This window comes from Pseudomonas sp. PDM20 (genome assembly GCF_014852575.3).
In the GTDB taxonomy this organism is placed as follows: Bacteria; Pseudomonadota; Gammaproteobacteria; order Pseudomonadales; family Pseudomonadaceae; genus Pseudomonas.
In genome coordinates this window covers 5,267,767-5,294,464 of sequence record NZ_CM181224.1, presented here as the reverse complement: position 1 = coordinate 5,294,464, position 26,698 = coordinate 5,267,767, and the positions used below count along the sequence as shown (strand labels likewise).

Genomic DNA, 26,698 nt, shown 5'->3' with positions numbered 1-26,698 from the left:
ACTATACCAGCCCCGGCGCGGTGCGGCACGGATGGGGCATAATGGGCGGCCTTGTCTTGCCTTGTGGGAGTGAACATGAAAGTCGCCATCGTGTCCGGTTCGGTCTACGGCACCGCCGAAGAAGTCGCGCGCCACGCCAAGCGCCTGCTCGAAGCCGCCGGCTTCGAGGCCTGGTATGACCCGCGCGCCACCCTGGACGCCATGCTCGAGTTCGCTCCCGAGGCCTTCCTGGTGGTGACCGCCACCACCGGCATGGGCGACCTGCCGGACAGCTTCCAGCCGCTGTTCCACGCCATCCGCGACCGCCTGCCGGGCGAGTGGCGCGGTCGTCCGGGCGCCGTGCTGGCGCTGGGCGATTCCAGCTACGGCGATACCTACTGCGGCGGCGGCGAGCAGGTGCGCGAGCTGTACGCCGAGCTGGGCGTGCAGGAAGTGGTGCCGATGCTGCGCCTGGACGGCAGCGAGACGGTGGACCAGGAGACCGACTCCGAACCGTGGCTGGCCGATTTCATCGCCGCGCTGAAGGCCTGATGCATCCCCGCGCCCGCTACCTGATCGACACCCTGCAGCTCGCCCCGCATCCCGAGGGCGGCTTCTACCGGCGGGTGTTCGAATCGAGCCTGGCGGGCGCCGATGGCCGGCCACAGTCGTCGGCCATCCTCTTCCTCCTGCCCGCCGGCACCGTCAGCCGCTGGCACCGCGTGGACGCCGACGAGCTCTGGCACTTTCACGAGGGCAGCGCGCTGGAGTTGCTGGTCGCCGAACGGCCGGATGCCGAGGTGCGCCGCGAGACCCTCGGCCCGGTGGGCGAGGGTAGCCTGCCGCAACGCGCCGTGCCCGCCCATGCCTGGCAGGCCGCGCGTTGCCTGGGGGATTACGTGCTGGTGGGCTGCACCGTGTCGCCGGCTTTCGAATTCGCCGGCTTCCGGCTGCTGGCGGATGACCGTGAAGCGCAGCGGGACTGGCCGTGCCTTATGGGTGATTTCGCTGATTTGATCTGAGGAGCTCCAGATGATCCCGGTGCCGCTGTTTTCCATGACGCTCCTGATACTACTGGCGGTCTCCGGACTGGCGCTATTGGCGCTGCTGGGCGGGTTGCTGGTGTTCGGGGCGTCGGCATCCGCGCGCGCCTGGGTTCGCCGGCACCGCGTCAGATCGGGCGTGCTGTTGCTTGTACTCTGTATGCTCAGCTTTCCTAGTGCCTACCTCGCGCGCTCCTGGCTCATGGTGAGGTGGGAAATACGTCAGGAACAGGCGGCCCGCCATCCGACTCTGGCAGCGGCAACGCGTATCCATGGCCTGGACATGCCGGCCGGCACGCGGCTGTCGCTGCCGCGCGGTGGCGATCTGCAGGCCGCCGAGGAAGCTGATTTCCCCAGCCCCGTGCCGATCCATGGCGTTGCCACGCTGTCCGTGCGCTTTTCGTCTGACTGGGATGATGAAGCGCCGCCGGGCCAACTGGTGCATTTGCCGATTGTCGAGCTGAGTCCGTCCGAGGTGTCGACGGTAGAGGGTTGGCATTGTGCCGCGAAGGCGCCCCTGAGGTTGGCGATACGCTCCGGCACGGTGGTATCGCTGGAGGGCTGTGTGCTGGCCGAGGGCAACCAGGTTGACGGCATCGACATCTCCGCGGGTAGTCAACTGATGCGCTACACGACGCATTACGGCGATGGCCTGAAGGACGATGACCGCTGGAAGATCAAGGTGAACACCTCCGCTCGGGTCGCCCAGATACCGTTGGAACATCCCAGCTTGCGCTTTGATGCCCAACGCAAGTTGGTCGCGCTCAATAGTGCGGCCTTGTCGTTGAAGATGACACTGGGCCCCATGACCTACCCTGCCGGTACCCATGTACAGTCGGCGGGCCGTGGCTTGCGCGAGCGCTATCCGGGGGCTTGGCTGTTCTCGCCGGTGAACGGCCAGGAGGTTCAGGAAAAGGGTGACAAGCCGATTGGCGAAGGCATGACGATCGTCCAGTACCCTGATGGCCGTGTCGAAGGCCAACTGCCCAACGACCAGGCTGGCGTGATCATCTTCCAGGAGATCACCAGCGCACCCGACGAGCAATGAACATGGTCTTTAGCGTAGGGATGTGCTCGGGTGTTCATCGATGTTCAGCCGTCTGGCGCGCTGAGATCGTCCAACGTCGTGCCTCGTTTCTTTCCGGGATGTACTCAAGCAGGGTGTCCATGTCGCTGCCGAAGGCCCAGCGGGACCTGGAGAAGGCGAAGAGATCTTGGCTCAGGTCGGTGCGCAACCAGGTCCATTCGTTGCGCCCGTGGTCGAGCAGAAATAGCCAATTTTCGCTGCGTACCAGCATGCGCTGCCGGTCCGCGCTGAGCGCAAGGGCAAACATCTGGGCTTTCACCTCGTCGAGGATTGGCAAACCCTCGGTCCAAGCGTTGATATCCACCCCGGCCCAGATCGGATCGTGAACCTTGGGTACCACGACCCTGACCAACTGCCCTGATCCCGGTGGCTGCTCCACCGCCGTATAGTGGGGGGAATCATCGAGCTCCAGTGGCGTGGCGAAATATGTCGGGGCCAGGATCACTTCCGCGAGCTCGGTGTCGGAAAGCCACTCGCGTGTCATGTCCCGCATCGCCAGGTGCTCCAGCGCCTCATTGCAGTCCCTGAAGTCGTCGTACCACAACCAGCCGTATCGCCCTACATGCTCCTGCACACACAGATGGCTGACAGTGCCGTTTCTGGTCAGACTGGCCGGGACGTCGTAGGTGACCGACGGTTGCAGTCGATCGAGGATCAGCATATGAGGGAAATACCCCGTGCCGCCTCTGGCCTGCCTGTAGCTCTCGGAGTAGCTGTAGACGAGCGTGCTGCGCGCGGACACGGCCAGGCTGTCACGGCTGTTCAGCCAGGCTAGAAAGTGACCGGCGCTGGCGACTACCACGAAGCAGAAGCTGGCTCCCAGCGTACCGACCAGGGCGCTGATCCACTGCCGCTCGGGTTCCTGATGCCGGCTATAGCGCCAGCAGAGCCAGATGCCCGGCGCGACATAGAGCAGCCCGCACAGGCTGGCGACGATCCAGACGGATGTATCCAATGAATACAGGGTCGGTGGAGCATCCAATGACATCAGCGGCATCATGCAGGCGAAGGGAAGTAACATCCACAGCAGAGCGGCCAATCGATCAATCCAGGCGCGCCCGGTGGAGGATGGAGTGGGCGGGACCGGACTGGCAGGCGAGGGGGATTTTCTCATTCGAGCGGCAGTGTGTTTGTTCCGGGTGCTGGAGATTACGCGGTTCGTGGCGTCAGTACCGTTGATCAGCCCGGGTGCAACGGCATTTCGATCATCAATGCCAACCACGCCTTCGCGGCATTCGACAGGTAGGCGTCGCGCCGCCAGATGAAGCTGATGTCCCAGCGCAGGTCCGGCTGACTCAGCAGCACGCGCACCAGCCCCGGCCGTTCCAGGTCCTTCGCCACCACCCGCGGTAACAGCACCGCGCCTTGCCCGGCGGCGACCAGCGCGCCGAGGAAGTCCGCCTGGCCGCTGCGGCCGCCTTCCTTCGGTTCGAAACCGGCCTCGCGGCAGGCGCGCAGCAGGCGGTCGTTGAGGGTGAAACTCTGCTGGTAGAGCAGGAACGGTGTGTCCGAGAGTTCCGCCAGCTCCAGGCTGCCGCGCCCGGCCAGCGGGTGGGCGGCGGGCAGCAGTACGTCCAGCGGCTCGTTGCAGAAGGGCTGCCAGTCGAAGCCGGGGGCGTCCGGCGTGAGGCCGCCGCCCAGCTCCAGCTCGCCGCTGTGGACCATCTCTTCCATGGTCTTGCTGCCGCCCTCGATCAGGTGCACGTCGATGTTCGGGTAGCGCCGCCGGTATTCGGCGAAGCGCCCGGCGAACAGCGCATCCGCGCCCAGCAGCGGTAGGCCCAGGCGCAGTTCGCCGCGGTGCAGCTGGGTAAGGTCGTCCAGTTCGGTATGCAGCTCGCGGCGCAGGCGCAGCATGTCCTCGGCGCGGCGCAGCACCACTTCGCCTGCTGCGGTCAGGCGGATGTGCGGGCCGCTGCGCTCCAGTAGTTGCACGCGCAGGCTCTGCTCCAGCTGTGCGACCTGCTTGCTCACCGCCGACTGACTGGCGTTCAGGTACACCGCCGCCTGGGTGAAACTACCGTGGCGCACGACTTCGGCGAAGGTGCGCAGTTGCTTGAATTCCATTCTGGAATGGCTCCAATTCGATCTATTCGCTTTGGGGATGATAGGCGCGGGAGTAGGCTTTGCGCCATTCCCAACCGATTTCTCCACCCGCCTAACGCATCGAGATCGCCGCCATGTTCCGCCGCGCCGCCCGCCTGATTTTCGAACTCGCCGTACTCGCCGCCTTCTGGTGGGTGGGCGGCTGGATCGCCACGCTCACCGGCCTGCCACTGCCGGGCGGGGTGATCGGCCTGGCACTGCTGCTGGTGCTGTTCGCCTGTGGGGCCATCCGCCCGGCCCTGCTGCAGGGCGGCGCCGGCCTGCTGCTGGCGGAGATGCTGCTGTTCTTCATCCCCGCGCTGATGAGCCTGCTCGACTATGGCCCGCTGCTGCGCAGTGAAGGCTGGAAGATTCTGCTGGTGATCACTGCCAGCACTGTGATGGTGATGCTCTCCACCGCCCTGGCGGTGGAATGGATGTGCAACAGGAGTTCGCGCCATGAGCCTCGATAAGCAAGCCCTGTTCTGGTTGGCCGTGACCCTGGGCGGTTACCTGCTCAGCCGTACCCTCTACCGCCGTTTCCAGCAGTACTGGCTGTCGCCCATCGTCTTCGTGCCGGTGCTGCTGTTCGCCCTGGCGATTCCGCTGCAGGCCCGTTACGTCGACTACGCCCGTGACACCAGCTGGCTGGTGGCGCTGCTCGGCCCGGCCACCGTGGCCTTCGCCATCCCGATCTGGCAGCAGCGTGCCTTGCTCGCCCGCCACTGGCCGGCGTTGCTGACCGGCATGCTGGCTGGCTCGACCATGGCCATCGGCAGCTCCTGGGCGCTCGCCCACGCGCTGGCGCTGGACGGCCAGGTGACCCTGTCGCTGATCCCGCGCTCGATCACCACGCCCTTCGCCATGGAAATGTCCCACGACCTGGGCGGTGTACCGGCGCTGACTGCGGCCTTCGTCATGATCACCGGGGTGTTCGGCGCGCTGATCGGTGGCGTGCTGATGAAGATGCTGCACCTGCGCTCTGCCCTGGCCCGTGGCGCGCTGCTGGGCGTCGGCGCCCATGGCGCGGGCACCAGCCGGGCCTACGAGTTCGGCGGTGAAGAGGGTTCGGCGGCCGGCCTGCTGATGGTCCTGACCGGGCTGTTCAACCTGCTGCTGGCGCCGGTTCTGGTCTGGTGCCTGTAAAGGGCATTCAGCTCAGTTCGTAGGCATCGAGCATCTGTGAGGTTTCGGTGGGGGAGTTGAACATCATCACGTCGATGATCGACAAGCCCGCCTCGAAGGTCGGGCGCTTCTGTTCATAGGGCGTGAGCTTCGGCTCCTGGAAGCGCAGGGTCAGCCCGGCGGCCTCGTACTTGCCACGGTCGAAGAAGCTCTGCCCGCCCGGCGGGTTCCAGTACTCCTCCACGCCGCCCAGCGCCTTGCAGATGTTCAGCGCCCACTCGTCCGGCGCTGTCGGTTGCTCCATCGGCAGCTCCATGTGCGACAGCACCGGCATCTTCCGGGGGAAGCCGAGGTAGGCGCAGGTGGCCTCCAGGGTGGTCTTGTTCAGCGAGACGATGTCCTCGAACGGATGGTCCAGGGATGCGGCGATCATTTCCCGCACGTCGCGGTAATAGGGCGCGACCTTGCGGTACACGTCCAGCTGGGAGAACAGGCTGCGCCGCCAGTCCTGGCGGTTGTCCAGGCGCACGTCCTTGATCAGCGTCTGGCGGTGGTGCTTGATCCGCGGCACGCGGATGTACGACCAGCCGGCCTGGTGATTGAGGATGCGGTTGCGCTCGATCCAGCCGTGGTGGATGTACTGCACGGTATCGAACAGGACGAACAGGTCGGTGTGCTTGATCAGGCTGAAGTAGCCCAGGTACGGGAAGAAGTAGGGCTGCATGATGGCGGTTCGTTTCACGTCGGCTGCCTCGTTGGCCGAACTGGAGTCTCCTCCCGACTCCCGGGTACTACTGAGGAATGTTGCGAAAGATATTGCGAAATGTTTCCAGATGACTCGGAGACGCCGCAAAGGACGCCGGGGCAGGGATGGAAATCGGGCACGCTTCCGCCAGCCCTGACCTGCGAGCTGGCTGCCGCACTGTCTGGATGGCGCTTTTGGAGGGAGTTGCCGGACGCCGGGTGGATCGGGCGCCGCTGGCAGCGACTACCGCCACTATAGGTGGGGAAACCGCTGGCGCAAGCCGGGCTATCGGCCTGCGCTTATAGGGGAACATTCGCCAGACGCTGCCAGATGAAACTGTCAGTTCCGTGACAGTCGCCAGGTTGCCGCGCTGACTAGACTGCGCCATCGAACAACAACGAAGAGGCTACCGACCATGCACGCCGCTCATCCGCTGCCCACCGTGAACGTCAAGGACCAGGTCTCCGCCGCCGAATGGCAGACCCGCGTCGACCTCGCCGCCTGTTACCGGCTGATCGCCCTGCAGGGTTGGGACGACCTGATCTTCACCCACATCTCGGCCAAGGTTCCCGGCACCGAGGACTTCCTGATCAACCCCTACGGCATGATGTTCCACGAGATCACCGCGTCGAGCCTGGTGAAAGTGGATGCCTCGGGCAAGAAGCTGATGGACAGCCCCTACGACATCAACCCGGCGGGCTACACCATCCACAGCGCGATCCACGACGTGCGCCACGATGTCGAGTGCGTGCTGCACACCCACACCGCCGCCGGCATCGCCGTCTCCGCACAGAAGCAGGGCCTGCTGCCGATTTCCCAGCAGTCGCTGTTCGTCCTCTCCAGCCTGGCCTATCACGGCTATGAGGGCGTGGCGCTGAACCATGACGAGAAGGCGCGCCTGCAGGCGGACCTGGGCGCAGCCAACTTCATGATCCTGCCCAACCACGGCCTGCTGACCTGCTCGGGCACCATCGCCGATACCTTCCTGATGATGTTCACCCTGCAGCGCGCCTGCGAAATCCAGGTGCTGGCCCAGGGTGGCGGCGCCGAGCTGATCATGATCCCGCAGCCGATCCTCGATGGCGCCCGCGCCATGGCCGCCGCCGTGACCAAGAGCAAACAGGGCATGGGTGGCGCGCTGGCGTGGCCGGCACTGCTGCGCAAGCTGGACCTGCAGAACCCCGGCTACCGCGACTGATGGCGCTGGCCGGCATCGCCCTGCGCGACTGGCGCGCGCAGGGCAGTGACTTCACCTTCCGTGGGCAGCAGATACGTTACTGGAGCGCCGGCAGCGGCGCTCCGCTGCTGCTGGTCCACGGTTTCCCCACCGCTTCCTGGGACTGGCACTACCTCTGGCAACCGCTGGCCGAGCGCTACCGGCTGATCGCCTGCGACATGCTCGGCTTCGGCGATTCCGCCAAACCCCGGGGCCACGACTACCGCATCCTCGAACAGGCCGACTTGCAACAGGCGCTGCTGGAGCACCTGGGCGTGCGCGAGCCGGTGCACCTGCTGGTGCACGACTACGGCAACAGCGTCGGCCAGGAGCTGCTCGCGCGGCACGAGGACGGCGGGTTCGCCCTGGCCTCGCTGGCCTTCCTCAACGGCGGGCTGTTCCCGGAGACCCACCGCGCGGTGCTCTCGCAGAAGCTGCTGCTCGGCCCTTTCGGCGCCCTGTTCGGCCGGCTGTTCGACCGCAAGCGCCTGGCGCAGAACTTCGCCAAGGTGTTCGGTCCGCAGACCCAGCCGTCCGAAGCAGAGCTGGATGCGTTCTGGGAGCTGATACGCCACAACGACGGGCCGCGGGTCATGCACCGGCTGATCCACTACATCCTCGACCGTCGCCAGCATCGCGAACGCTGGGTCGGCGCGATGCAGCGCACGTCGGTGCCGCTGCGCCTGATCGACGGTCCGGAGGACCCGATCTCCGGCGCGCACATGGTGGTTCGCTACCGGGAGTTGATCCCGCGGCCGGACACCGTCGAACTGCCCGGCATCGGCCACTACCCGCAGGTCGAGGCGCCGGAACTGGTGCTACAGCACTATCTGTCGTTCCGACAGGAAAGGGCGCCGTAGCTACGGACCGATCCACCTGTAGATTCGGAACTGACTGATAGATCGGCCCTGCGTGGCAGCGGTAGCTTCCCCGGCTTTGTCCAGCCGGAGGTCGCTGCCATGCCACTCAGATCCGTCATTCCCGTCCGCCAGCCGCAGGGTTCGTTGCTGTACCGGGCGCTGCTGCACCTGCGCCGTGACTTCGTCTTCGTCGCCATTCCGGTGCTGCTGGTGCTGGTCGGAATCTGCGCGGCCGGTGGCTACTACGCCTGGCTCACCCGGGACTGGGTGCCCGCCGCCTTCGGCGCGCTGGCGCTGCTGCCGGCCTTCGGCCTGCTGCTGTTCTGGAGCGAGTACGACTGGTGGCTGTTCAAGCTCGGCCCGCGCTCGGAGCTGAACCTGCCGATGCGCTGACGGATCATCCCTCGGCCTTATCGGGCACCATTCAGCCTGGGTCGTCTTGGTTGTGACCGGATCGTGACTACCGGACACTCCAGAAAAAACCATCCTGCCTGGAGCCCCAATCATGAGTGATGCCCTGCGTTTCGACGGAAAAGTCGTGATCGTTACCGGAGCCGGTGGCGGTATCGGCCGCGCCCACGCCCTGCTGTTTGCCAAGCACGGCGCCAAGGTGGTGGTGAACGACCTGGGCGGCAGCACCCATGGCGAAGGCGCCAATGCCTCGGCTGCCGACCGCGTGGTCGCGGAAATCCGCGAAGCCGGCGGCACTGCCATCGCCAACCATGACTCGGTGACCGATGGCGAGAAGATCGTCCGCCAGGCTGTCGAGGAGTTCGGCCGCATCGACGTGGTGGTGAACAACGCCGGCATCCTGCGCGACAAGACCTTCCACAAGATGGAAGACGCCGACTGGGACCTGGTCTACAAGGTCCACGTCGAAGGCGCCTACAAGGTGACCCGCGCCGCGTGGCCGTTCATGCGCGAGCAGGGCTACGGCCGGGTGATCTTCACCTCGTCCACCTCCGGCATCTACGGCAACTTCGGCCAGAGCAACTACGGCATGGCCAAGCTGGGTCTCTACGGCCTGACCCGCAACCTCGCCATCGAAGGCCGCAAGAACAACATCTTCGTCAACGCCATCGCCCCCACCGGCGGCACCCGCATGACCGAAGGCCTGATTCCGCCGCAGGTGTTCGAGGCGCTCAAGCCCGAACTGGTCAGCCCGCTGGTGGTGTACCTGGGCAGCGAAGCCTGCCAGGAAACCTCCGGCCTGTTCGAAGTCGGCGGCGGCTGGATCGGCAAGGTGCGCTGGGAGCGCAGCCTGGGCGTGGGCTTTGACCCGCGCGAAGGCTTCAGCGTCGAGGACGTGGCGGCCAACTTCGCGCAGATCTGCGACTTCGAGAACGCTGCACATCCCAAGGACAACGTCGAAGCGCTGCGCGAGATGATGGCCAACCTGCAGAAATACGCCGGTTGATCCGGCCAGCCTGACCGGTGGAACGGCCAGCGGGGCTGTTCCACGGCGGCGAACGCAGTAAGGTGAAAGGGCCGGCTCAATGCCGGCCCTTTTGCTTTTCCGCTTCCAGGCCCGAGGAGTTCGCCATGAGCGTGATAATCCAGAAGAACGGACCGGTGACCACCCTGGTCATCGCCCGCCCTGCGGTGCGCAACGCCGTGGACCTGCCGACCGCCCAGGCGCTGGCCGATGCCCTGCGCGACTTCGAGCAGGACGAGGAAGCCCGTGTCGCCGTGCTCACCGGCGCCGGCGGGACCTTCTGCGCGGGCGCCGATCTGGCGGCGGTGGCCGAGGATGGCGAGCGGCGCAACCGCCTGGAAATGGAAGGCGATGGGCCCATGGGGCCGAGCCGTATGCAGCTGTCCAAACCACTGATCGCCGCCATCGAGGGCTACGCCGTGGCCGGCGGGCTGGAATTGGCGCTGCTGGCGGATTTGCGAGTGATGGCCGAGGACGCGGTGTGTGGGGTGTTCTGCCGTCGCTTCGGCGTGCCGCTGATTGACGGCGGCACCGTGCGCTTGCCGCGCATCGTCGGTCAGGGACGGGCGCTGGACCTGATCCTCACCGGTCGCCCGGTGGGCGCGCAGGAGGCATTGGCCATGGGCCTGGCCAATCGCGTGGTGCCCAGCGGGCAGGCGCTGGAGTCAGCCGAGGAGCTGGCGCGGGAGATCGCCGAGTTTCCGCAGTTGTGCATGCTGGCCGACCGGGCGAGCGTGTTCGCGCAATGGGAGCTGTCGTTCGACGTGGCGCTGGCCAATGAATTCCAGGGCGGGATGGCGGTGATCGAAAGCGGCGAGACGGTGGACGGGGCGAAGCGTTTCGCTGGCGGGGAAGGGCGGCACGGCCGCTTCTAGAAAGAGAAAAGCGGAGGCCTTGCGCCTCCGCTTTGCTTTGATCAGTCGCGCTCGATGATCACATAGGTCTTGCGCGTGGTTTCCTGGATGTCCCAGATGCCCAGGCTGTTCTGTGGCAGCAGGAAGGCGTCGCCTGCCTGGAAGGCGATCGGCTCGCCGCCGTCCGGAGTGAAGGTGCCGCGACCGGCGATGAAGTGGCAGAACTCCTGCTCGACGATCTGGCGGCGCCAGCGGCCGGGGGTGCATTCCCAGATGCCGGTTTCCACGCGGTCGGTGCGCTCGATGGATTCCACGCGGGTTTCCGAAATCGGCTCGCCCAGGGGCACGGCAACCGGGTTGGCTTCACCGAGTTCGGCGTGCAGGGTGTTCTTCAGGTGGGTCAGTTTCATACGGGGGGCTCCAGTGGGCTTTCTATTCGGGGCTGACTGTTCGCAAGCAGGCCAGCGTGTCAGCCGACCTTCCAGGTCATCAGGTTTTCCATGCTGGCGGCGACTTTCTCGGCCAGCCGGCGGCGCCAGGGCGCGCTGTGGGGGTTGGCCAGCACATCGTCCTCGTGCACGAAGCTGCGGATGATGGCGTTGTAGCCCAGCCAGCGGCAGGGTTCGGGTTCCCAGCCGCGCAGGCCGTCCTGCACGCTGCGATCATTGATGACCCAGGGCTGGCGGGTGAGGGCGCTGTCCTGGCCGAGGATCAGGTCGGCGAGGGTGCGGCCGCCCAGGTTGGTGGCGCCGACGCCTTCGCCACCGTAGCCGCCGGCGAGGGCGATGCCGTTGCGGCGGTCGATCAGCATGTGCGGGTGGAAGCGCCGCGACATGCCCAGGTTGCCGCCCCAGGTGTGGGTGATGCGCACGTCCTTGAGTTGCGGGAACAGTTCGCTGAACAGGTAGCGGCGCAGGCCGACTTCATCCTCGGTCAGGCTGAAGTCGTTGCGCAGCTTGCCGCCGAAGCGGTAGCCGCCGCGAGCGCCGAAGGCCAGTCGGTTGTCCGGGGTGCGCTGGCCGTAGGTGACCTGGCGGCTGAATTCGCTGAAGGCCTGGCCCTTGTCGAGGCCGATTTCGGCCCATACCGATTCGGGTAGCGGCTCGGTGGCCACCAGCAGGCTCTGTACCGGCAGTTGGTAATTGCCCAGCGGCGGCAGGTCGGCGGCGTAGCCTTCGATGGCCGGCACCACCCAGTGAGCCTTCAGCTCTCCCCGGTCGGTGCGCAGCAGGCCGGGCGCCCAGTGGGTGACGCGGCTCTTCTCGAAAATCTGCGTACCCTGGCGTTCCACCGCGCGGGCCAGGCCACGGACCAGCTTGGCCGGGTCGATGGTGGCGCAGTGCGGGGTGTGGATGGCGCCCAGCGAGCTGGGAATGCGCAGCTGCTCGTCCAGCTCGCTCTTGCTCAGCCAGCGGTAGTCGTCCTCGGTCAGGCCTTCGGCGTGCAGGTGGGCGAGGTATTCGCGCAGGCGGGTTTCCTGCTCCGGGTAGCGCGCGGCGGTGTAGAGCACGCCGGCCTTGCGGTAGTCGCAGTCGATGCCTTCGCGGTCGAGCACGCGGGCCACTTCATCGGGGATGTCGTGCAGCAGGTCGTAGGACGCGCGGCGCTGCTCGGGCGACAGGCCGGCGAGCAGGCGATCCTCGCCGAGTATGTTGCCCATCAGCCAGCCGCCGTTGCGGCCCGAAGCGCCGAAGCCGGAGGTCTCGGCCTCGACAATGGCGATCTTCAGCTGCGGTGCGCGCAGCTTCAGGTAGTAGGCGGTCCACAGGCCGGTATAACCGGCGCCGGCGATGGCCACATCGACGTCCAGGGTGCCCTGCAGGGACGGCCGCGGGACGAGATCATCGTCCAGCTGGTTCATCCACAGACTGATATGACGCCATGCCGACATAGACGACTCCGAAAGGAAGAAGGGGGAATGTCGGCAAGCCTAGATTTGGCGCGGGGTTCTGTCGTGCGCGCGGGTACGCGAGGATTGCTCGCGTACCCGCCGGCAGGGGCGCATCAGGCCTCCTGCTGTTCCTCGCGCAGGCGCTTGAGGTACTCGCGGGGGGACTGGCCGGTCTGCTGGCGGAAGCAGCGATAGAAGGCCGACAGCGAGTTGAAGCCGGCGGAGAAGGCCAGTTCGTCGATGCGCGAAGGCAGCGGCGGGCGCAGCTGGCTGAGCAGGTGGGTCAGGCGCGTCTGGTTGACGTACTGGTAGAAGCTCAGCCCCATCACCTGGTTGAGCAGGTAGGAAATCTGGTTGCGCGTGTAGCCGGTGGCGGTGGCCACCTGGGTCAGGTCCAGGTCCGGCGCAAGGTAGGGCTGGCTCTTGCTGAAATAGTCTTCCAGGTCGCTGGCCAACTGGCTGAGCTGGCGCGGCGAGAGGCCCAGGCGGCTGGTGGCCGGACGCGGGTCGATGGCCTGCGGACGGCTTTCGCCGCCTTCGCGCACCACCGAGGCGTATTCGTTGATGCGCCAGATCAGGCCTTCGCGCACGGTGATCGCCTCGCTGGAATGGAAGGTCGCCAGGCGGCCGCTCAGGGTGACTGCGATGCGGTACTGGATGAAGGCGGTGTCGCCGTCCACGCGGATGCGGTCGATGTGGTCGAGGAACTCTTCCGGGCGGCTGGGCATGGTGCCCTGCACGTAGTCGCGCAGGTCGGTGTAGCCCAGCGTGCGGTTCTGGAAGAAGTCGTTGTACTGCACCTGCGGGTGATACAGCGCGAGCACCGCTTCGAGGTCGCGATGCTTCCAGCACTGGTGGTAGCGCAGCACCACCTCGCGGGTCTGCTCGGTCAGGTGACTGTCGGTCGGGCGTTGGTCGATGGCTTGCATAGGAAGCTAAGGATGCCCCAGACAGCGCTTCTCGGGTAGTGGCAAAGCACCTGTCGGGTGCAAGGCACTATCCATCGTCTCGATGATCCGTCATCGCCTGCGCCAATATCGCCCGCCGGAGCCCGTCCCAGAGGGGGGATTCACTCTTTCGGGCGACACGCCAAATACCACCTTGGAGCGCTTACTCCCTGTCAGGTCGCTCAGTAGGGTAAGGCCACCTAGACACCGTCAGGAGAGCCGCATGACAACAAAAACAAGGCGCGGATTCTTCCAACCGCAACTTCTCGCCACTGCTGTCGCCCTGGGATGCGCCACCCAGGCTCAGGCAATCAACTTCAACATCGGGGAGATCGAAGGACAGTTCGATTCCAGCCTGTCCGTGGGGGCCAGCTGGAGTACCCAGAGTCCGAAGCAGGATCTGATCGGTGCCGCCAACGGCGGCCACGGCATGACCCAGACCAACGACGACGGCCGGCAGAACTTCCGCAAGGGCCACACCTTCTCGAAGATATTCAAGGGTATCCACGACCTGGAGCTGAAGTACGGGGACTTCGGCGTCTTCACCCGTGGCAAGTACTGGTATGACTTCCGCCTGAAGGACGAAGGCGTAGCCTTCAAGGATCTTTCCGACGACGGCCGCAAGGAAGGCGCCAAGTCTTCCGGGGCGCAGCTGCTCGACGCCTTCGGCTACTACAACTACGCCATCGCCGACATGCCGGGCACCGTGCGCCTGGGCAAGCAGGTGGTGAGCTGGGGTGAAAGCACCTTCATCGGCAACAGCATCAACAGCATCAACCCGATCGACGTCTCCGCCTTCCGCCGTCCCGGTTCGGAAATCAAGGAAGGCCTGATCCCGGTGAACATGCTGTACATGTCGCAGAGCGTGACCGACGCGCTGTCCGTGGAAGGCTTCTACCAGCTGGAGTGGGACCAGACGGTGCTCGACAACTGCGGCACCTTCTTCTCCACCACCGACGTCGCCGCCGACGGCTGCAACACCAACTACAACATCCTCGACCCGGCCACCGTCAACTCGCTGAACGCGCCGGCGACCAAGGCCCTGCTCAACTCCCTGGGTGTCACCGTGACCCCCGAGGGCCTGATGGTGCCGCGCGGCGCCGATCGTGACGCACGTGACTCCGGTCAGTGGGGCCTGGCCCTGCGCTGGCTGGGTGACGACGTGGAGTACGGCGCCTATGCCATGAACTACCACAGCCGTACGCCGATCGTGAGCATGAAGAACGCCGGCACCGCCGACATCGGCAACGTCCTGCGAGCGCTCTCCGTGCCCGGTGGCGCTGCGCTGGCCCAGCCGCTGCTGCTGGGGCGTGGCAACTACTTCCTGGAGTACCCGGAAGACATTCGCCTGTACGGCCTGAGCTTCTCCACCACCCTGCCCACCGGCACCGCGTGGAACGGCGAGCTCAGCTACCGGCCGAACATGCCGCTGCAGCTCAATACCACCGACATGACGCCGCTGCTCGCCACCACCGTGGTCGGCGGATTCACCAGCGGTGGCGCGGCCGGCGCACTGGCCCAGGCCAACCGGATCAGCCACGGCTACATCCGCAAGGAAGTGACCCAGGCGCAGACCACCTTTACCCACTTCTTCGACCAGACCATGGGCGCGGACCGCGTCACCCTGGTGGGCGAAGTCGGCATGACCTATGTCGGCGGCATGACCAACGAAGTCGGCGAGCGCTACGGTCGCGACTCGGTCTACGGCGTCCCGGAGAATGCCACCGCGCGTAACGAGTACGGCAGCGGCGGCTTCTACACCTCGTCTTCCTGGGGGTACCGCGCCCGGGCCATCTGGGACTACAACAACGTCTTCGCCGGGGTGAACCTCAAGCCGAACCTCGCCTGGTCCCACGACGTGCACGGCTACGGCCCGGTCTTCAACGAGGGCAGCAAGGCCGCCAGCGTTGGTCTGGATGCGGACTACCAGAACACCTACACCGCGAGCCTGAACTACACGAACTTCTTCGGCGGCGATTACAACACCATCGTCGACCGTGACTTCGTTTCGCTCAGCTTCGGCGTGAACTTCTGACCTGCCTGCTCAAGGAATCGACATGAGAACGACAAGAATCCTCCAATGCGGCGCGCTGGCCCTGAGCCTGCTGTCCTGCGGCGTAATGGCGGCGGTGTCCGCCGACGAAGTGGCCAAGCTGGGCACCAGCCTGACGCCCATGGGCTCGCAGAAGGAAGGCAACGCCGACGGCAGCATCCCGGCCTGGACCGGCGGCATCTCCCGCACCGCCGGCAAGCTGGACGCCAAGGGCTTCCTCTCCAACCCGTTCGCCGACGAGAAGCCGCTGTTCACCATCACCGCGCAGAACGTCGACCAGTACAAGGACAAGCTCTCCGCCGGCCAATTGGCGATGTTCAAGCGCTACCCGGATACCTACAAGATTCCGGTGTACAAGACCCACCGCACCTTCGCGCTGCCCGACGACATCTACGCCGCCATCAAGCGCAGCGCCGAGTTCGTCCAGCCGATCAACGACGGCAACGGCCTGGAGAACTTCGAGAAGAGCCGCTACTACGCCTTCCCGCTGCCCCAGAACGGTGTGCAGGCGCTGTGGAACCACCTGACCCGTTACCACGGCGGCAACATCTCCCGCTCGGTGGTGCAGGTCGTGCCGCAGACCAACGGCAGCTACACGCCGATCCGCTTCGAGGAATCGATCGCGGTGCCGCAGAACATGGGGGACCAGGATGTCAGCAAGACCGGCAATATCCTGACCTACTTCAAGCAGCAGGTAACGGCTCCGGCGCGTCTGGCCGGTAACGTCCTGCTGGTGCACGAGACCCTGGACCAGGTGAAGGAACCGCGCCTGGCGTGGATCTACAACGCCGGCCAGCGCCGCGTGCGCCGCGCCCCGCAGGTAGCGTACGACGGCCCGGGCACCGCCTCGGACGGCCTGCGCACCTCGGACAACTACGACATGTTCTCCGGCGCCCCGGACCGTTACGACTGGAAACTGGTGGGCAAGCGCGAGATGTACATCCCGTACAACAGCTACCACCTGAACTCGCCGGAGCTCAAGTACGACGACATCGTCAAGCCGGGCCACATCAACCAGGACCTGACCCGTTACGAACTGCACCGTGTGTGGGAAGTCGTGGGCACCCTGAAGTCCGGCGAGCGCAACATCTACGGCCAGCGCCACTTCTACCTCGACGAGGACAGCTGGCAGATCGCGGTGTCCGAGTTGTATGACGGTCGCGGCCAACTGTGGCGCGTCGGCGAAGGCCACGAGATGACCTTCTACACCGAACTCGCCACCGGCTACGCCGCCGAGTCGCTGTACGACATCCTCGCCGGCCGCTACGTGACCTTCGGCCTGAACAACGAAGAGAAGCGCGGCTACCAGTTCGGCAACAAGGCCAGCATGGCCGACTTCACCCCGGCGGCACTGCGCAACACTGGCGTGCGCTGAAGTAACACTCCGCTCCTTGGCCCCGGCATCCCACGTGGATGCCGGGTTTCTTTTTTTGTCGTCGGCAAGGCGCGCGGCCTCTGTTCCGGCCCGGGGGCGGCCTGCGCTATACCGTCCCATGAATCTGGCTGATGGTCCTTTGCCCGCTTCGCCCGGCGGCATAGTCTGGCCTGCAAATGGCCGGAAGAAGCCCATGTCGACAATCGCCCTGCACAGTCTTGCACAGCACGGTGCGGCGCTGCCTCGCCTGCCCCGCCAGCACCTGCCCCGCGAACGGCTGCATGCCAGCCTGAGCGCCACCGAGTGCCGCCTGCGCTTGCTGGTGGCGCCGCCTGGTTGCGGCAAGACGGTGCTGATGAGCGAGTGCGCGCGCCTGGCACCAGCCGGCACTCGCGTGGTCTGGCTGGGCCTGGGCGGTCGAGCGCTCGAGCCCGAACAGTTCTGCGAACGCCTGGGCGAGGCGCTGGGCGTGCCCTGGTCGGGCGAAGCGGCCCTGGCGGCCTGGCTGGAAAACGCCAGCGAGCCGGTCTGGCTGATGCTCGACGACTATCCGCGCGCCCCCGATTCCGCCCTCGACGACTGCTTCGACCGCCTGCTCGCCGTGGCCTCGCCGCAGATCGGCTGGTGGCTGGCCAGCCGCCGTCGCCCAGCCTGCAACCTCACCCGCCTGCTGCTCGAAGGCGAGCTGCTGGAGCTGGCCGCCAGCACCCTGGCGCTGACCCAGTGCGAGCTTGATGCCTACCTGCAGACCGCCGGCCTGGAATGGCCACAGGCCCAGCGCCAGGCCCTGCAGGACGCCACCCATGGCTGGTTCGCCGGTGTGCGCCTGCGCCTGCTCAGCCTGGGGGCCGAACCTATCGCGCCCTGCGCCACCCAGGTGGCCGAGACCGGCAACGGCCTGCTGCAGGACTACCTGCAGCGCGAAGTCCTCGCGAGCCTGCCGGCCGAGCTGGCGGAAACCCTTTGCGGCCTGGCGCAGATCGCCCGCTTCAACCGCGAACTCTGTGATTACCTGTTCGATGAGCCCGGTCTCGGCCTGGACGGCCTGCAAGCCTGGGGCGTGCTGATCGAGGCGGTGGACAACACCCAGCACTGGTTCCAGGTGGCGCCCATGGTGGCGTCGGCGCTGGCGAGCCTGTCGCGCTGGCCGGCGGCGACCCTGCACCGGCGCGCCTGCCAGTGGTTCACCCAGGGCGGGGAAATCCACTCGGCATTCGAGCATTCCCTGTACGCCGAGCAGCCGGACGTTTCCGCCAGCCTGCTGCAACGCCTCACCGAAGAGCAACTGCTGCATGGGCGCAACGTCGAGCGTGTGCTGCAACTGCGCGAGTCGCTGCCCGAGGAACTGCTGTGCAGCACGCCACGCCTGCTCATCCTCAACGCCTGGACGCTGTTGTTCGTCGGCCGCCTGGATGACGTGGAGGCGCTGCTGACGGGCTTCGACCGCTTCCTGCCGATGCCTGGCGAACACCGCCAGCGCGCGCTGGTCGCCCAGTGGCAAGGGCTGAACGGCATGCTCACCCACGCGCGCGGCCTGCCCGGCTCCCGCGAGCAACTGCGCGAGGCCTTGCAGCACCTGCCGGAGGAAGCCTGGTCGCAGACGCTGATCTGCCTGTCCGCTCTGACCCAGCAGGCCCAGGCCGAAGGGCGTCTGGCCGAGGCCCGGCTGATCAACCGCGAAGCGCTGCGGCGCGCTCGCCTGCAAGGCAGCACCACCTTCGAAGCGCTGCTGGAGCTGGACCGCGCCCAGTGGCTGGAGCAGCGCGGCGAGCTGCAGCGCGCCGATGCGCTGCTGGCGCGGGTGCAGGAATACCTCGACGAGATGCGCATCACCTGCAATGCCATGGCCGGCCGCGTCGCGCTGCGTCGTGGCTGGCTATGCCTGCGCCAGGGGCGTGACGAAGAGGCCCGCGAGCTGTTCATCGCCGGCCTCAACGAAACTCGCCGCAGCCACGATCCGAGCTCGATCTACGGTTTTACCGGCATGGCCTGGCTCGATGCGCTGGACGGCGACACCGATGGCGCTTTCAGCCGCCTGCTGGAAGTCGAGCGGCTGATGCAACTGCAACATGTCCCCGAGCCCATATATCGCGGCCCGCTGCTGCTCGCCAGCGGCGCGCTGAACCTGCGCCAGAACCGGGCGGGGCCGGCGCGGGAAGTCCTGCAGCGCGTGGCCTCGCGCTATCGCGCCGACCGCCTCAGCCCGCCCGCGGCGGCGCCTGACCAGATACTGCGGGTCGAACATCACCTGGCCCTGGCCGAACTCTATGACGGCGACGTTGACGCCGCCCTGCAGCGCCTGCTGGCGATGCTGCCGGACCTGCTGCGCCAGGGCCGCAACACCCTGGCCTGCGACGTCTGGCTGGCGCTGGCCGAAGCGCACTTCATCGCCGGCAGCCTGGACGAAGCGCGCAGCGCGCTGGATCAGGGGGTATCCCTGGCCCAGCGCTTCGGGCTGCTCTCGACGCTGCGCGACACCCAGCGCCGCCAGCCCGGCCTGTTCGGCCTGCGCCCGCATGCTGGCGAGATGGCACCGCACAACCTGCTGAGCCTGCGCGAACTCTCGGTGCTGGAGCTGATCGCCCGCGGCTGTTCCAACCTGGAAATCGGCGAGCGGCTGTACATTTCCCTGCACACGGTGAAGACCCACGCACGCCGGATCAACGGCAAGCTCGGCGTGGAGCGCCGCACCCAGGCGGTCGCGCGGGCAAAAGAGCTGGGCCTGCTGAAGGTCTGACCCGTGAGTCTCAGTGCAGCGCCTTGGGCGGCACGCTGATCTCGGCCAGACGCTGGGCCAGGCGCATCTGCTCGGCGGCGTCGTCGCTGAGCAACATGGCGCGCTCCAGGTCGTAGCGCTCCGCCTGCGGGCAATCCAGCACGTGGTAGAGGTCGGCGCGGGCGAGGTGATCGCTGGCGCTGGGCGGCCCCAATTCCAAAACGCGCTGGGCATCCTTGAGTGCCCCCAGCGGTTCCCCGGCGGCCAGGTGCAGCTGGCGCAGATTGCGCGACAGGCGCTGCAGCATGTCGGCGGCGCTGGCTGTGCGCAGGTGCTCGGCGGATAGCTCGGTGTTGATGCCCATCTGGCGCGCCAGCAGATCACGGCAGTCGCGGGTGTAGAGACGGCGGCCGGTGGCGGGGTCGAGCAGGTGGTCGGCACCGGGCACGCGCAGCAGGAAACGTCCGGGGAAGTTCACCCCGACCAGCGTGATGCCGTTGCGCCGAGCCATCTCCAGCGCGATCAGCGCCAGCGACAGTGGCTGACCATGGCGGCGCTGCAGTACCTGGGGGAGCAGGGCGGCACGCGGGTGCAGCGGGTACTCGTCGTCCTCGGCGAAGCCCAGCTCGCTCAGCCGGCGCAGCAGGAACTGCGCGCGCTCGGCATCGCCGGTGCCCTGCGGCAGGGCCACCGCGACCTGGTGCGCGAGCGAGTCGAACCAACGCAGCGCCTGGTTTGGCGGCAGGTGCGGTTCGTGCTCGGCGGCGATCCACAGGGCCGCCTCGAACAGGGCGGGCGGGTCCTGGGCAAGACAGGCAAGGCAGGCTTGACGCGGGTCCATGGCGTTCTCCGGCTGACCCTGCGGTTGTAACCGGAGCGCCGGGCACTCGTCCAGTGGTGCAGTCGTCGCCCGTGAAGGTGTTGTGACAGGCGCTGCCTATACTGAAGAGGGTCCGCCTTCGGACCGCCGTCCACCCCCAGCAAGGGAGCGCCGCCATGTTCGACATGATGGAAGCCACCCGGCTCGAGTCGCTGCATCTCTTCCAGGACCCGGCCACGGGACTCAAGGCCATCATCGCCATCCACAACTCCCGCCTCGGCCCTGCGCTGGGTGGTTGCCGCTATCTGCCCTACCCCAGCGACGATGCCGCACTGCGCGATGCCGCACGCCTGGCCCAGGGCATGAGCTACAAGGCGGCGCTGGCCGGCCTGCGCCAGGGCGGCGGCAAGGCGGTGATCCTGCGCGCCCCGCACGTCAACAACCGTGGCGAGCTGTTCGAGGCCTTCGGCCGCGCGATCGATTCCCTGGGTGGCGCGTACATCACGGCGGTGGACAGCGGTACTTCCAGTGCCGACATGGACTGCATCGCCCAGTTCACCCGCCACGTCACCAGCACCACCAGTGGCGGCGATCCCTCACCGCACACCGCCCTCGGCGTATTCGCCGGCATCCGCGCCAGTGCCCAGGCACGACTGGGTAGCGATGACCTGGACAGCCTGCGCGTCGCGATCCAGGGCCTGGGCAATGTGGGCTACGCGCTGGCCGAACACCTGTCGGCCGCGGGGGCTGAATTGCTGGTCAGCGATATCGACGCCGGCAAGGTACAGCTTGCCGTTGAGCAACTGGGCGCCCGGCCGGTGCCCAACGAAGCACTGCTCACGACGCCGTGCGACATCCTCGCTCCGTGCGGGCTGGGCGGTGTGCTGACATCGCATGTGGTCGGCCACCTGCGCTGTGCTGCCGTGGCCGGGGCGGCCAATAACCAGCTGTCGCACCCGGAGGTCGCTGACGAGTTGGAGGGAAGGGGCATCCTTTACGCGCCGGACTATGTAATCAACTCCGGCGGGCTGATCTACGTCGCGCTGCAACACCAGGGCGAGTCCCTGCCGACCATTACCGCGCACCTGTCACGCATCGCCGAACGCCTGACCGAGGTATACGCCCACGCCCAGGCCGATCACCGTTCACCGGCGCGCATCGCCGATATGCTGGCCGAACGGATTCTCTACGGCGAGCATTCGGGGCACTGAAGCTGCGAGGAGCGGGATGTCATTCCTCGGCGGCAGGCTCGCTGAAGATATCGCTCAACGCATCGGGCTGGTTCTTGAAGGCGCGGGCGAAGGCGTCGCGGTTCCTGGCCATGAAGATACCGATCTCCTCGACCTGATCCTCCTTCAGCGAAGGCACCGCCTTCTGCAGCACGTCGGCCAGCGTTTCCGCCAGCTCCAGCATCTTGTCGTGCCGGTCGGCCTCTGCCTTATCCATGAACAGGCGCTCCGGATCGCGGCTGCTGCGGTACACCACTTCGACGGCCATTCATCACCTCTGTGCCTTCTCTTTGATTGGGGGGTTCGAAATCACTGTCTATTTATACAGTAAAATGATCTCGCGATGCTACTGCGGCTGTGCGAATCGTTGCCAGCAGCGTAGACGCAGGAAAGGGATGTGCTTGTAGAAGGCCAGTATTGGCGGCGGCCCAAAGCAGTGCGCGCGCCCCGTAGGCGCGCGCAACGCCGCCGCGTGACTGGCGCAATGAATCGTCAGTTAGATGGCTCTGTAGGAAGGAATTCTTGCAGAGGGTGCCGTCAGGACGCGATCGGCAGGCCGTTGTCGCCGCGCGTCATGGCAGCCAGCAGCTGCGGCGCCGTGCCGCCTTGCTCGATGGCGATGCCGAAGCGGATGCTCTGGATGAAGCGCTGCAGCTGTTCCGGGTCCTGCAGCTGGGTGTTGCGGATCAGCCTGCGCGCGGCGACTCCAGCCTCGGTGGAGAGGGTCAGGACAATGCTGCCGTCGGGCCGTTCTAGGCTGAAATTGACGCGGTACTGGTCCTGGAAGGCGTCGGTCAGCGTCTGAAAGGGACTTTCCATCACTCGTTCCTGCCTGTTTTGTGGCATGCCCCTGAATGGACTCGGGGCGGGCCGAAAAAGTTCGCAGTCATATTCGCGCAGCCCATCTGTGCCATGACTGCGCAAGATCAATGGCGTAGCACTTGCAGGCTTCACGCCAACAAAGCCTTGTATTGCGGAGAACCGACGAATGAAACAGAACTGGGCCGAGCGCCTGAGCGAGCGGATGCACGGCTGTGCCGAATCCCTGGGTAACCTGCTGGTGGAGGGTTTCCACTACCTGGCGCTGTTCGCCATCGGCGGCACGGTGTTCTGGTCGGCGGCGGTGGCCTTCGGCGAGATGGTCGGCAAGGGGCACGCAAGCATCGACGACATCCTGCTGCTGTTCATCTACCTCGAGCTGGGCGCCATGGTCGGTATCTACTTCAAGACCAACCACATGCCGGTGCGCTTCCTGATCTATGTGGCGATGACCGCGCTGACCCGCCTGATGATCGCCGACATCCAGCACAACCACGTGCCCGACGACGGCATCATCCTGGTCTCGGTGGCCCTGTTGCTGCTGGCGCTGGCGATCCTGGTGGTGCGTTATGCCTCCTCGCGCTTCCCTTCGCCCAGCGGCAAGCTGCGCGGTGGCGAGCACGACCTGATCAGCGACGACGAGCGCTGATCGCCCGGCGGCTTTGATCCAGAGCCGCCGCTCGGCCGGCGGATGCACTACCATCGGTGCATCCGCTGCCTGAGAAGACCACTCCATGAAGGGATGGAAGCTGTTCGCACCCCTGCTGATCCTGGTGATCATCGCCGTTACCCTTTACCTGCGCCTGCACACCCAGCCGCTGCTGCTGCAGGGCGAGGCGGACGCCACCAACGTCATCGTCGCGTCCAAGGCCAAGGGCCGGGTCGAAGTGCTGCATGTGCGGCGCGGCGATGACGTGAAGCAGGGCCAGGTGCTTATATCCCTCAGCAGCCCGGAGCTGCAGGCCCAGCTGGACTCCTTGCGCGCCGCGCGCAACCAGGTGCAGGCGAACCTCGACGAATCCCTGCATGGCACCCGTGAGGAAACCCTGCGGGCCCTGCAGGCCAGTCTGTCCCAGGCGCAGGCCGAGCTGCGCAACGCCGACCTGGAGTACCAGCGCAACGAGGAACTGGCCGGCCGCGGTTTCGTTTCCCAGGCTCAACTGGACCTGTCCCGCCGTGGGCGCGACGTGGCGCGCAACCGCGTCGCCGAGGCCCAGGCCAATCTCGACCAGGGCAACCAGGGCGACCGCGAAGAGCGCCGCCGTGCTCTGGAAGCCGCCGTGCGCAGGGCCGACGCGCAGATACTCGAGCTGCAGGCGCAGACCGATGATCTCAACGTGGTCGCGCCGGTGGACGGCGAGGTCGGGCCGATCCCGGCGGAGCAGGGCGAACTGGTCAATGCCTACAGCCCGTTGCTGACGCTGGTGCGGCTATCCGACAGCTACTTCGTGTTCAACCTGCGCGAAGACATCCTCGCCGATGTGAAGAAGGGCGACGAAGTCTCCATCCGGGTGCCGGCGCTCAAGGGCGCTGAAGTGAAATCCCGGGTCGCGTACATCGCGCCGCTCGGTGACTTCGCCACCAAGCGCGCCACCCGCGCCACCGGTGATTTCGACCTGAAGACCTTCGAGGTACGCCTGTATCCGGACCAGCCGGTACAAGGCCTGCGCCCCGGCATGAGCGCGCTGTGGCAGTGGAAGCAGTAAGGCGCAACCTGCTGCGTTTCGCCCAGGCCTTCGGCAGCGAAACGCGGGTCGCCCTGCGCAGCTGGACCATCCACTGGCTCGGCTGGCTCTGGCCGTTGCTGCTGTTCGTGGTGATCAGCGGCGTGTACCAGGCGGGGACGCTGCTGGACATGCCGGTGGCCGTGGTCGATGCCGACCACAGCAGCCTGTCGCGGCGCATCGTCCGCGAGCTGGACGCCGGCTCCCACGCCAAGGTCGAGGTGCTCGGCGGTGGCCTGCAGGAGGGCCTGCGCCGCCTGCGCATGGCCGATGACTATGCGTTGCTCTACATCCCGCGCGACTTCGAGGCGGACGCGCTGTCCGGCCGCCAGCCGGTCGCCGAGCTGTACTACAACTCGCTGTTCTATTCCGCCGGCTTCTACTCGACCCAGGATTTCAGCGGCCTGATGAGTTCGGTCAACGCCGAGCTGCGCCCGCGCCTGGCCACCGGCATGGACCGCGCCGTGCCGGCGCTGGCCAGCATCAGCGTGTCCTATGAAAGCCTGTTCAATGCCAGCGGCAACTACATCTACTTCCAGCAGTTCGCCGCCATCGTGCACCTGCTGCAACTGTTCGTGATCGTCGCCACCGTGCATGTGCTGGCGCGCGAAGCGCCGGAGCTGCGCGCGTCCTCGCCGCACATATTGCGTGCCCAGGCCCTTGGCGCGCGGCTGCTGGGCAAGCTGGCGCCCTACACGTTGCTGTTCAGCACGCTGCTGATGGTCGAGCTGTTCCTGCTGGTGGAGCTCAATGGCGCGCGGATCAACGGCAACCCCTGGTGGATGCTGGCGATCACCGTCTGCTACGTGGCGGCAGCGCAGAGTGTCGGGCTGATGCTGTTCATCTTCACCGCCAACCGCTACAGCGCGTATTCCCTGATCGGCCTGCTGATCGGCGTGGCGCAGACCTATTCCGGCGTGCTGCTGCCGGAACTGGCGATGCCGCAGATCGCCCGTGTCATTTCCGAGGCTGAGCCGCTGACCCACACCCTGCACGGCCTGTTCGACCAGTTCCTGCGCAGGGCGCCGGCCGAGTCCGGGCTCTACACCTGCTGCAAGCTGCTGCTCTACCCGCTGATCGCCTACATGATCGCCAAGATGCGCCTGCGCCGGCGCCTCGACCTGAGCCCGGCGTAAGGAGCTGTCATGGAGAACTTCTGGAAGGTCTTCCGCGAATCCCTGAGCGGCATGCTCGGCAAGCCGCTGTGGCTGCTGATGGTGCTGTCCGTGGCGCTGACGACCTTGCCCTACGCCCACCGCACCATGGACGACCTGCCGGTGGCCGTGATCGACATGGACCACAGCGCGGTGTCTCGCGAACTGGTGCGTCAGCTGGATGCCGCGCCGAAGATCGCCACGGTCGGCTACGACCAATTGCCCGAGGCCCAGCACGACCTGGCCTGGCGCAAGCTGTTCGCCATCGTGGTGATCCCGCTGGACTTCGAGAAGCGCGTGCTGCGCGGCGAGGCGGTGACCGTGCCGATCTTCGGCGACGCCACCAACCGCATGGCCAACGGGCAGATCCAGCAGGACATCAGCGCCACCTACACCGAGCTGTCGCTGCGCTATAACCGCGAACGGCTGATGCGCGGCGGCTTCTCCGAGGTGCAGGCGAATGTACTGCTGCAGCCGGCCATCGGCCAGCTGACCGATCTGTTCAACCCCGGCACCAGCTTCGCCGCCATCGTCCTGCCGGGGCTGGTGACGCTGATCCTGCAGCACAGCCTGCTGCTCTCCTGCACACGGGTGAACCTCAACCTGCGCGGCGGCACCCCGCGCTCGCTGCGCCAGCCGACCTCGACGCGCTTTGGCCGCTACGCCGCGCAATTGCTGATCTGGACGGTGCTGGCGATGCTCTTCTATGTGATCTGGCCGTGGATCATGGGATACCGGCAGACGGCCTCGTTCTTCATGCTGATGGGCCTGGTGCTGCCCTTCCTGCTGGCGGTGATCGCCATGAGCGAGTTCATCGCCGAACTGCTGCCCTCGGAAGAGGCGGTGTACCTGACGATGACCTTCATCACCCTGCCGCTGTTCTACATGGCCGGCTTCACCTGGCCGCCCCAGGCCATGCCGCAGTGGGTACAGCTGCTGGCCGACGCGATCCCGTCCACCTGGGCGATCCGCGCCGTGGTGGAAATGAACCAGATGAACCTGCCACTTTCCGCCGTGGCCGACCGCATCCTCATCCTTTTCGCCATGGCGGCGGCCTATGGACTCTTGGGTACACTGATCTACCAGTACCGCAACTGGCGCTGGGACCAGCTCAAGGGCTGGTAAGCTGTCGTTTCGCTATCGAGAAGGAGTTTCGATATGACGATGTTCCGTTCCTGGTTGCTGCTCGGCGCCGCGTTGCTCAGCGGATGCGGCTCCTACCACACCCTGCGCAGCGACGACGTGGCGAAGGCCAGCGACTTGCAATTGAAGGGGACCTATTGCGGAGCCATCCCGCGGGTCTACGGTGGTGTGGTCTGGGATGCCTGTCAGTTGTACGGCGAGCCCCCGGCCCAGAATGGCTACACACCGGCGGCCACACCAGCCAACTACACCTTCGGCCCACCGATCCTGCCGGTGCTGGACATGGCCTTCTCCGGCGTCGTCGATACCCTGGCCTTGCCCTATACCCTGTATCGGCAGAACCGCGATGGCAGCATCGAGCTGCGTCGTGACTGAGCGGAATCCGAACGTCAAGGGAA

The 26,698-nt window shown here is 66.2% G+C and carries 28 protein-coding genes; 19 read left to right on the top strand and 9 right to left on the bottom strand.

All coding sequences use genetic code 11. The features are described from left to right. The first annotated feature begins 75 nt into the window (after nucleotides 1–75). Genes IB261_RS24360 through IB261_RS24350 form a run of 3 tightly spaced genes read left to right on the top strand, consistent with a single transcriptional unit; the run spans nucleotide 76 to nucleotide 2,070 of the window. Nucleotides 76–531 (top strand): flavodoxin, encoded by a 456-nt coding sequence (locus IB261_RS24360; protein ID WP_081516248.1) that lies wholly within the window; start codon nucleotides 76–78, stop codon nucleotides 529–531. After that, nucleotides 531–1,001, top strand: a complete 471-nt coding sequence (locus IB261_RS24355) for a cupin domain-containing protein (protein ID WP_192380978.1) — start codon at nucleotides 531–533, stop codon at nucleotides 999–1,001. The genes IB261_RS24360 and IB261_RS24355 overlap by 1 nt, the downstream gene beginning before the upstream one ends. A 10-nt stretch (nucleotides 1,002–1,011) precedes the next feature. Next, entirely contained in the window at nucleotides 1,012–2,070 is a 1,059-nt protein-coding gene (locus IB261_RS24350) for a hypothetical protein (RefSeq protein WP_192380979.1), read from the top strand. A 34-nt stretch (nucleotides 2,071–2,104) separates the two neighbouring features. On the opposite strand, the gene IB261_RS24345 is transcribed toward IB261_RS24350, so the two are convergent. Beyond that, nucleotides 2,105–3,148 (bottom strand): hypothetical protein, encoded by a 1,044-nt coding sequence (locus tag IB261_RS24345; RefSeq protein WP_192380980.1) that lies wholly within the window; start codon nucleotides 3,146–3,148, stop codon nucleotides 2,105–2,107. 140 nt (nucleotides 3,149–3,288) lie between these two features. Next, a complete protein-coding gene (locus IB261_RS24340) occupies nucleotides 3,289–4,176 on the bottom strand; it encodes a LysR family transcriptional regulator (protein ID WP_192380981.1) in 888 nt (295 codons plus the stop codon). A 113-nt stretch (nucleotides 4,177–4,289) separates the two neighbouring features. Between IB261_RS24340 and IB261_RS24335 the strand changes: the two genes are divergently transcribed. Continuing rightward, nucleotides 4,290–4,667 carry a CidA/LrgA family protein gene (locus IB261_RS24335; RefSeq protein WP_081516245.1) on the top strand — a complete coding sequence of 126 codons (378 nt, stop codon included), beginning with the start codon at nucleotides 4,290–4,292 and terminating at the stop codon, nucleotides 4,665–4,667. Next, nucleotides 4,654–5,340 carry an LrgB family protein gene (locus IB261_RS24330; RefSeq protein WP_151188224.1) on the top strand — a complete coding sequence of 229 codons (687 nt, stop codon included), beginning with the start codon at nucleotides 4,654–4,656 and terminating at the stop codon, nucleotides 5,338–5,340. Before IB261_RS24335 ends, IB261_RS24330 begins: the two co-directional genes overlap by 14 nt. A gap of 7 nt (nucleotides 5,341–5,347) precedes the next feature. On the opposite strand, the gene IB261_RS24325 is transcribed toward IB261_RS24330, so the two are convergent. Continuing rightward, nucleotides 5,348–6,061 carry a WbqC family protein gene (locus tag IB261_RS24325; protein ID WP_230986095.1) on the bottom strand — a complete coding sequence of 238 codons (714 nt, stop codon included), beginning with the start codon at nucleotides 6,059–6,061 and terminating at the stop codon, nucleotides 5,348–5,350. A gap of 418 nt (nucleotides 6,062–6,479) precedes the next feature. Here IB261_RS24325 and IB261_RS24320 point away from each other — a divergent pair, with 418 nt between their 5' ends. The 5 genes from IB261_RS24320 to IB261_RS24300 all read left to right on the top strand — a co-directional run bounded on the left by IB261_RS24320 (nucleotide 6,480) and on the right by IB261_RS24300 (nucleotide 10,450). Continuing rightward, nucleotides 6,480–7,262, top strand: coding sequence for a class II aldolase/adducin family protein (locus IB261_RS24320; RefSeq protein ID WP_192380982.1), 783 nt, complete (start codon nucleotides 6,480–6,482; stop codon nucleotides 7,260–7,262). Further along, the gene (locus IB261_RS24315) at nucleotides 7,262–8,140 is read left to right on the top strand and encodes an alpha/beta fold hydrolase (protein ID WP_192380983.1); all 879 of its coding nucleotides are present in this window, start codon (nucleotides 7,262–7,264) and stop codon (nucleotides 8,138–8,140) included. The genes IB261_RS24320 and IB261_RS24315 overlap by 1 nt, the downstream gene beginning before the upstream one ends. A gap of 99 nt (nucleotides 8,141–8,239) precedes the next feature. After that, nucleotides 8,240–8,533, top strand: a complete 294-nt coding sequence (locus tag IB261_RS24310) for a hypothetical protein (protein WP_192380984.1) — start codon at nucleotides 8,240–8,242, stop codon at nucleotides 8,531–8,533. Between the two features lie 112 nt (nucleotides 8,534–8,645). Further along, nucleotides 8,646–9,557, top strand: coding sequence for an SDR family oxidoreductase (locus IB261_RS24305; RefSeq protein WP_081516240.1), 912 nt, complete (start codon nucleotides 8,646–8,648; stop codon nucleotides 9,555–9,557). 125 nt (nucleotides 9,558–9,682) lie between these two features. After that, nucleotides 9,683–10,450: a crotonase/enoyl-CoA hydratase family protein gene (locus IB261_RS24300; protein ID WP_081516239.1), complete on the top strand. Its 768-nt coding sequence runs from the start codon at nucleotides 9,683–9,685 to the stop codon at nucleotides 10,448–10,450. Between the two features lie 41 nt (nucleotides 10,451–10,491). On the opposite strand, the gene IB261_RS24295 is transcribed toward IB261_RS24300, so the two are convergent. The 3 genes from IB261_RS24295 to IB261_RS24285 form a co-directional block, all read right to left on the bottom strand. Further along, nucleotides 10,492–10,839: a cupin domain-containing protein gene (locus tag IB261_RS24295; protein ID WP_081516238.1), complete on the bottom strand. Its 348-nt coding sequence runs from the start codon at nucleotides 10,837–10,839 to the stop codon at nucleotides 10,492–10,494. Between the two features lie 59 nt (nucleotides 10,840–10,898). Then, nucleotides 10,899–12,320, bottom strand: a complete 1,422-nt coding sequence (locus IB261_RS24290; protein ID WP_192380985.1) for an NAD(P)/FAD-dependent oxidoreductase — start codon at nucleotides 12,318–12,320, stop codon at nucleotides 10,899–10,901. Nucleotides 12,321–12,433: 113 nt separating this feature from the next. Next, nucleotides 12,434–13,249 (bottom strand): AraC family transcriptional regulator, encoded by an 816-nt coding sequence (locus IB261_RS24285; RefSeq protein ID WP_081516236.1) that lies wholly within the window; start codon nucleotides 13,247–13,249, stop codon nucleotides 12,434–12,436. A gap of 241 nt (nucleotides 13,250–13,490) precedes the next feature. Between IB261_RS24285 and IB261_RS24280 the strand changes: the two genes are divergently transcribed. The 3 genes from IB261_RS24280 (at nucleotide 13,491) to IB261_RS24270 (ending at nucleotide 19,432) form a co-directional block, all read left to right on the top strand. Then, a complete protein-coding gene (locus IB261_RS24280; RefSeq protein ID WP_151188221.1) occupies nucleotides 13,491–15,302 on the top strand; it encodes a DUF1302 domain-containing protein in 1,812 nt (603 codons plus the stop codon). A gap of 22 nt (nucleotides 15,303–15,324) precedes the next feature. Next, a complete protein-coding gene (locus tag IB261_RS24275) occupies nucleotides 15,325–16,695 on the top strand; it encodes a DUF1329 domain-containing protein (RefSeq protein ID WP_081516234.1) in 1,371 nt (456 codons plus the stop codon). A 193-nt stretch (nucleotides 16,696–16,888) separates the two neighbouring features. Then, a complete protein-coding gene (locus IB261_RS24270) occupies nucleotides 16,889–19,432 on the top strand; it encodes a LuxR C-terminal-related transcriptional regulator (RefSeq protein ID WP_081516233.1) in 2,544 nt (847 codons plus the stop codon). A 10-nt stretch (nucleotides 19,433–19,442) separates the two neighbouring features. Here IB261_RS24270 and IB261_RS24265 read toward each other — a convergent pair whose 3' ends face one another. Then, nucleotides 19,443–20,252 carry a SirB1 family protein gene (locus tag IB261_RS24265; RefSeq protein ID WP_192380986.1) on the bottom strand — a complete coding sequence of 270 codons (810 nt, stop codon included), beginning with the start codon at nucleotides 20,250–20,252 and terminating at the stop codon, nucleotides 19,443–19,445. 155 nt (nucleotides 20,253–20,407) lie between these two features. Here IB261_RS24265 and IB261_RS24260 point away from each other — a divergent pair, with 155 nt between their 5' ends. Continuing rightward, nucleotides 20,408–21,442 carry a Glu/Leu/Phe/Val dehydrogenase family protein gene (locus IB261_RS24260; protein ID WP_192380987.1) on the top strand — a complete coding sequence of 345 codons (1,035 nt, stop codon included), beginning with the start codon at nucleotides 20,408–20,410 and terminating at the stop codon, nucleotides 21,440–21,442. Nucleotides 21,443–21,461: 19 nt separating this feature from the next. On the opposite strand, the gene IB261_RS24255 is transcribed toward IB261_RS24260, so the two are convergent. Both IB261_RS24255 and IB261_RS24250 read right to left on the bottom strand, forming a co-directional pair. Then, the gene (locus IB261_RS24255) at nucleotides 21,462–21,728 is read right to left on the bottom strand and encodes a YebG family protein (RefSeq protein WP_081516223.1); all 267 of its coding nucleotides are present in this window, start codon (nucleotides 21,726–21,728) and stop codon (nucleotides 21,462–21,464) included. A 269-nt stretch (nucleotides 21,729–21,997) separates the two neighbouring features. Then, nucleotides 21,998–22,279, bottom strand: coding sequence for a DUF3509 domain-containing protein (locus IB261_RS24250; RefSeq protein WP_151188210.1), 282 nt, complete (start codon nucleotides 22,277–22,279; stop codon nucleotides 21,998–22,000). Nucleotides 22,280–22,448: 169 nt separating this feature from the next. Here IB261_RS24250 and IB261_RS24245 point away from each other — a divergent pair, with 169 nt between their 5' ends. The 5 genes from IB261_RS24245 (at nucleotide 22,449) to IB261_RS24225 (ending at nucleotide 26,675) form a co-directional block, all read left to right on the top strand. Beyond that, a complete protein-coding gene (locus IB261_RS24245) occupies nucleotides 22,449–22,928 on the top strand; it encodes a phosphate-starvation-inducible protein PsiE (protein ID WP_081516221.1) in 480 nt (159 codons plus the stop codon). A gap of 85 nt (nucleotides 22,929–23,013) precedes the next feature. Further along, a complete protein-coding gene (locus IB261_RS24240) occupies nucleotides 23,014–23,985 on the top strand; it encodes an HlyD family secretion protein (RefSeq protein ID WP_081516220.1) in 972 nt (323 codons plus the stop codon). Next, complete coding sequence (locus IB261_RS24235) at nucleotides 23,967–25,139, top strand: ABC transporter permease (RefSeq protein ID WP_192380988.1); 1,173 nt, start codon at nucleotides 23,967–23,969, stop codon at nucleotides 25,137–25,139. Before IB261_RS24240 ends, IB261_RS24235 begins: the two co-directional genes overlap by 19 nt. Before the next feature lie 9 nt (nucleotides 25,140–25,148). Continuing rightward, nucleotides 25,149–26,282 carry an ABC transporter permease gene (locus IB261_RS24230; protein ID WP_081516218.1) on the top strand — a complete coding sequence of 378 codons (1,134 nt, stop codon included), beginning with the start codon at nucleotides 25,149–25,151 and terminating at the stop codon, nucleotides 26,280–26,282. 33 nt (nucleotides 26,283–26,315) lie between these two features. Next, nucleotides 26,316–26,675, top strand: a complete 360-nt coding sequence (locus IB261_RS24225) for a YceK/YidQ family lipoprotein (protein WP_192380989.1) — start codon at nucleotides 26,316–26,318, stop codon at nucleotides 26,673–26,675. Nucleotides 26,676–26,698 lie beyond the last annotated feature (23 nt).

Bases quoted from the DNA above. Each gene is read 5' to 3' on its own strand.
- IB261_RS24340 (WP_192380981.1), bottom strand. From the start codon at position 4,176: ATGGAATTCAAGCAACTGCGCACCTTCGCCGAAGTCGTGCGCCACGGT.
- IB261_RS24355 (WP_192380978.1), top strand. From the start codon at position 531: ATGCATCCCCGCGCCCGCTACCTGATCGACACCCTGCAGCTCGCCCCG.
- IB261_RS24255 (WP_081516223.1), bottom strand. From the start codon at position 21,728: ATGGCCGTCGAAGTGGTGTACCGCAGCAGCCGCGATCCGGAGCGCCTG.
- IB261_RS24240 (WP_081516220.1), top strand. From the start codon at position 23,014: ATGAAGGGATGGAAGCTGTTCGCACCCCTGCTGATCCTGGTGATCATC.
- IB261_RS24230 (WP_081516218.1), top strand. From the start codon at position 25,149: ATGGAGAACTTCTGGAAGGTCTTCCGCGAATCCCTGAGCGGCATGCTC.
- IB261_RS24300 (WP_081516239.1), top strand. From the start codon at position 9,683: ATGAGCGTGATAATCCAGAAGAACGGACCGGTGACCACCCTGGTCATC.
- IB261_RS24270 (WP_081516233.1), top strand. From the start codon at position 16,889: ATGTCGACAATCGCCCTGCACAGTCTTGCACAGCACGGTGCGGCGCTG.
- IB261_RS24250 (WP_151188210.1), bottom strand. From the start codon at position 22,279: ATGGAAAGTCCCTTTCAGACGCTGACCGACGCCTTCCAGGACCAGTAC.
- IB261_RS24290 (WP_192380985.1), bottom strand. From the start codon at position 12,320: ATGTCGGCATGGCGTCATATCAGTCTGTGGATGAACCAGCTGGACGAT.
- IB261_RS24330 (WP_151188224.1), top strand. From the start codon at position 4,654: ATGAGCCTCGATAAGCAAGCCCTGTTCTGGTTGGCCGTGACCCTGGGC.
- IB261_RS24320 (WP_192380982.1), top strand. From the start codon at position 6,480: ATGCACGCCGCTCATCCGCTGCCCACCGTGAACGTCAAGGACCAGGTC.
- IB261_RS24275 (WP_081516234.1), top strand. From the start codon at position 15,325: ATGAGAACGACAAGAATCCTCCAATGCGGCGCGCTGGCCCTGAGCCTG.
- IB261_RS24315 (WP_192380983.1), top strand. From the start codon at position 7,262: ATGGCGCTGGCCGGCATCGCCCTGCGCGACTGGCGCGCGCAGGGCAGT.
- IB261_RS24260 (WP_192380987.1), top strand. From the start codon at position 20,408: ATGTTCGACATGATGGAAGCCACCCGGCTCGAGTCGCTGCATCTCTTC.
- IB261_RS24245 (WP_081516221.1), top strand. From the start codon at position 22,449: ATGAAACAGAACTGGGCCGAGCGCCTGAGCGAGCGGATGCACGGCTGT.
- IB261_RS24280 (WP_151188221.1), top strand. From the start codon at position 13,491: ATGACAACAAAAACAAGGCGCGGATTCTTCCAACCGCAACTTCTCGCC.
- IB261_RS24265 (WP_192380986.1), bottom strand. From the start codon at position 20,252: ATGGACCCGCGTCAAGCCTGCCTTGCCTGTCTTGCCCAGGACCCGCCC.
- IB261_RS24335 (WP_081516245.1), top strand. From the start codon at position 4,290: ATGTTCCGCCGCGCCGCCCGCCTGATTTTCGAACTCGCCGTACTCGCC.
- IB261_RS24350 (WP_192380979.1), top strand. From the start codon at position 1,012: ATGATCCCGGTGCCGCTGTTTTCCATGACGCTCCTGATACTACTGGCG.
- IB261_RS24225 (WP_192380989.1), top strand. From the start codon at position 26,316: ATGACGATGTTCCGTTCCTGGTTGCTGCTCGGCGCCGCGTTGCTCAGC.
- IB261_RS24295 (WP_081516238.1), bottom strand. From the start codon at position 10,839: ATGAAACTGACCCACCTGAAGAACACCCTGCACGCCGAACTCGGTGAA.
- IB261_RS24310 (WP_192380984.1), top strand. From the start codon at position 8,240: ATGCCACTCAGATCCGTCATTCCCGTCCGCCAGCCGCAGGGTTCGTTG.
- IB261_RS24360 (WP_081516248.1), top strand. From the start codon at position 76: ATGAAAGTCGCCATCGTGTCCGGTTCGGTCTACGGCACCGCCGAAGAA.
- IB261_RS24305 (WP_081516240.1), top strand. From the start codon at position 8,646: ATGAGTGATGCCCTGCGTTTCGACGGAAAAGTCGTGATCGTTACCGGA.
- IB261_RS24285 (WP_081516236.1), bottom strand. From the start codon at position 13,249: ATGCAAGCCATCGACCAACGCCCGACCGACAGTCACCTGACCGAGCAG.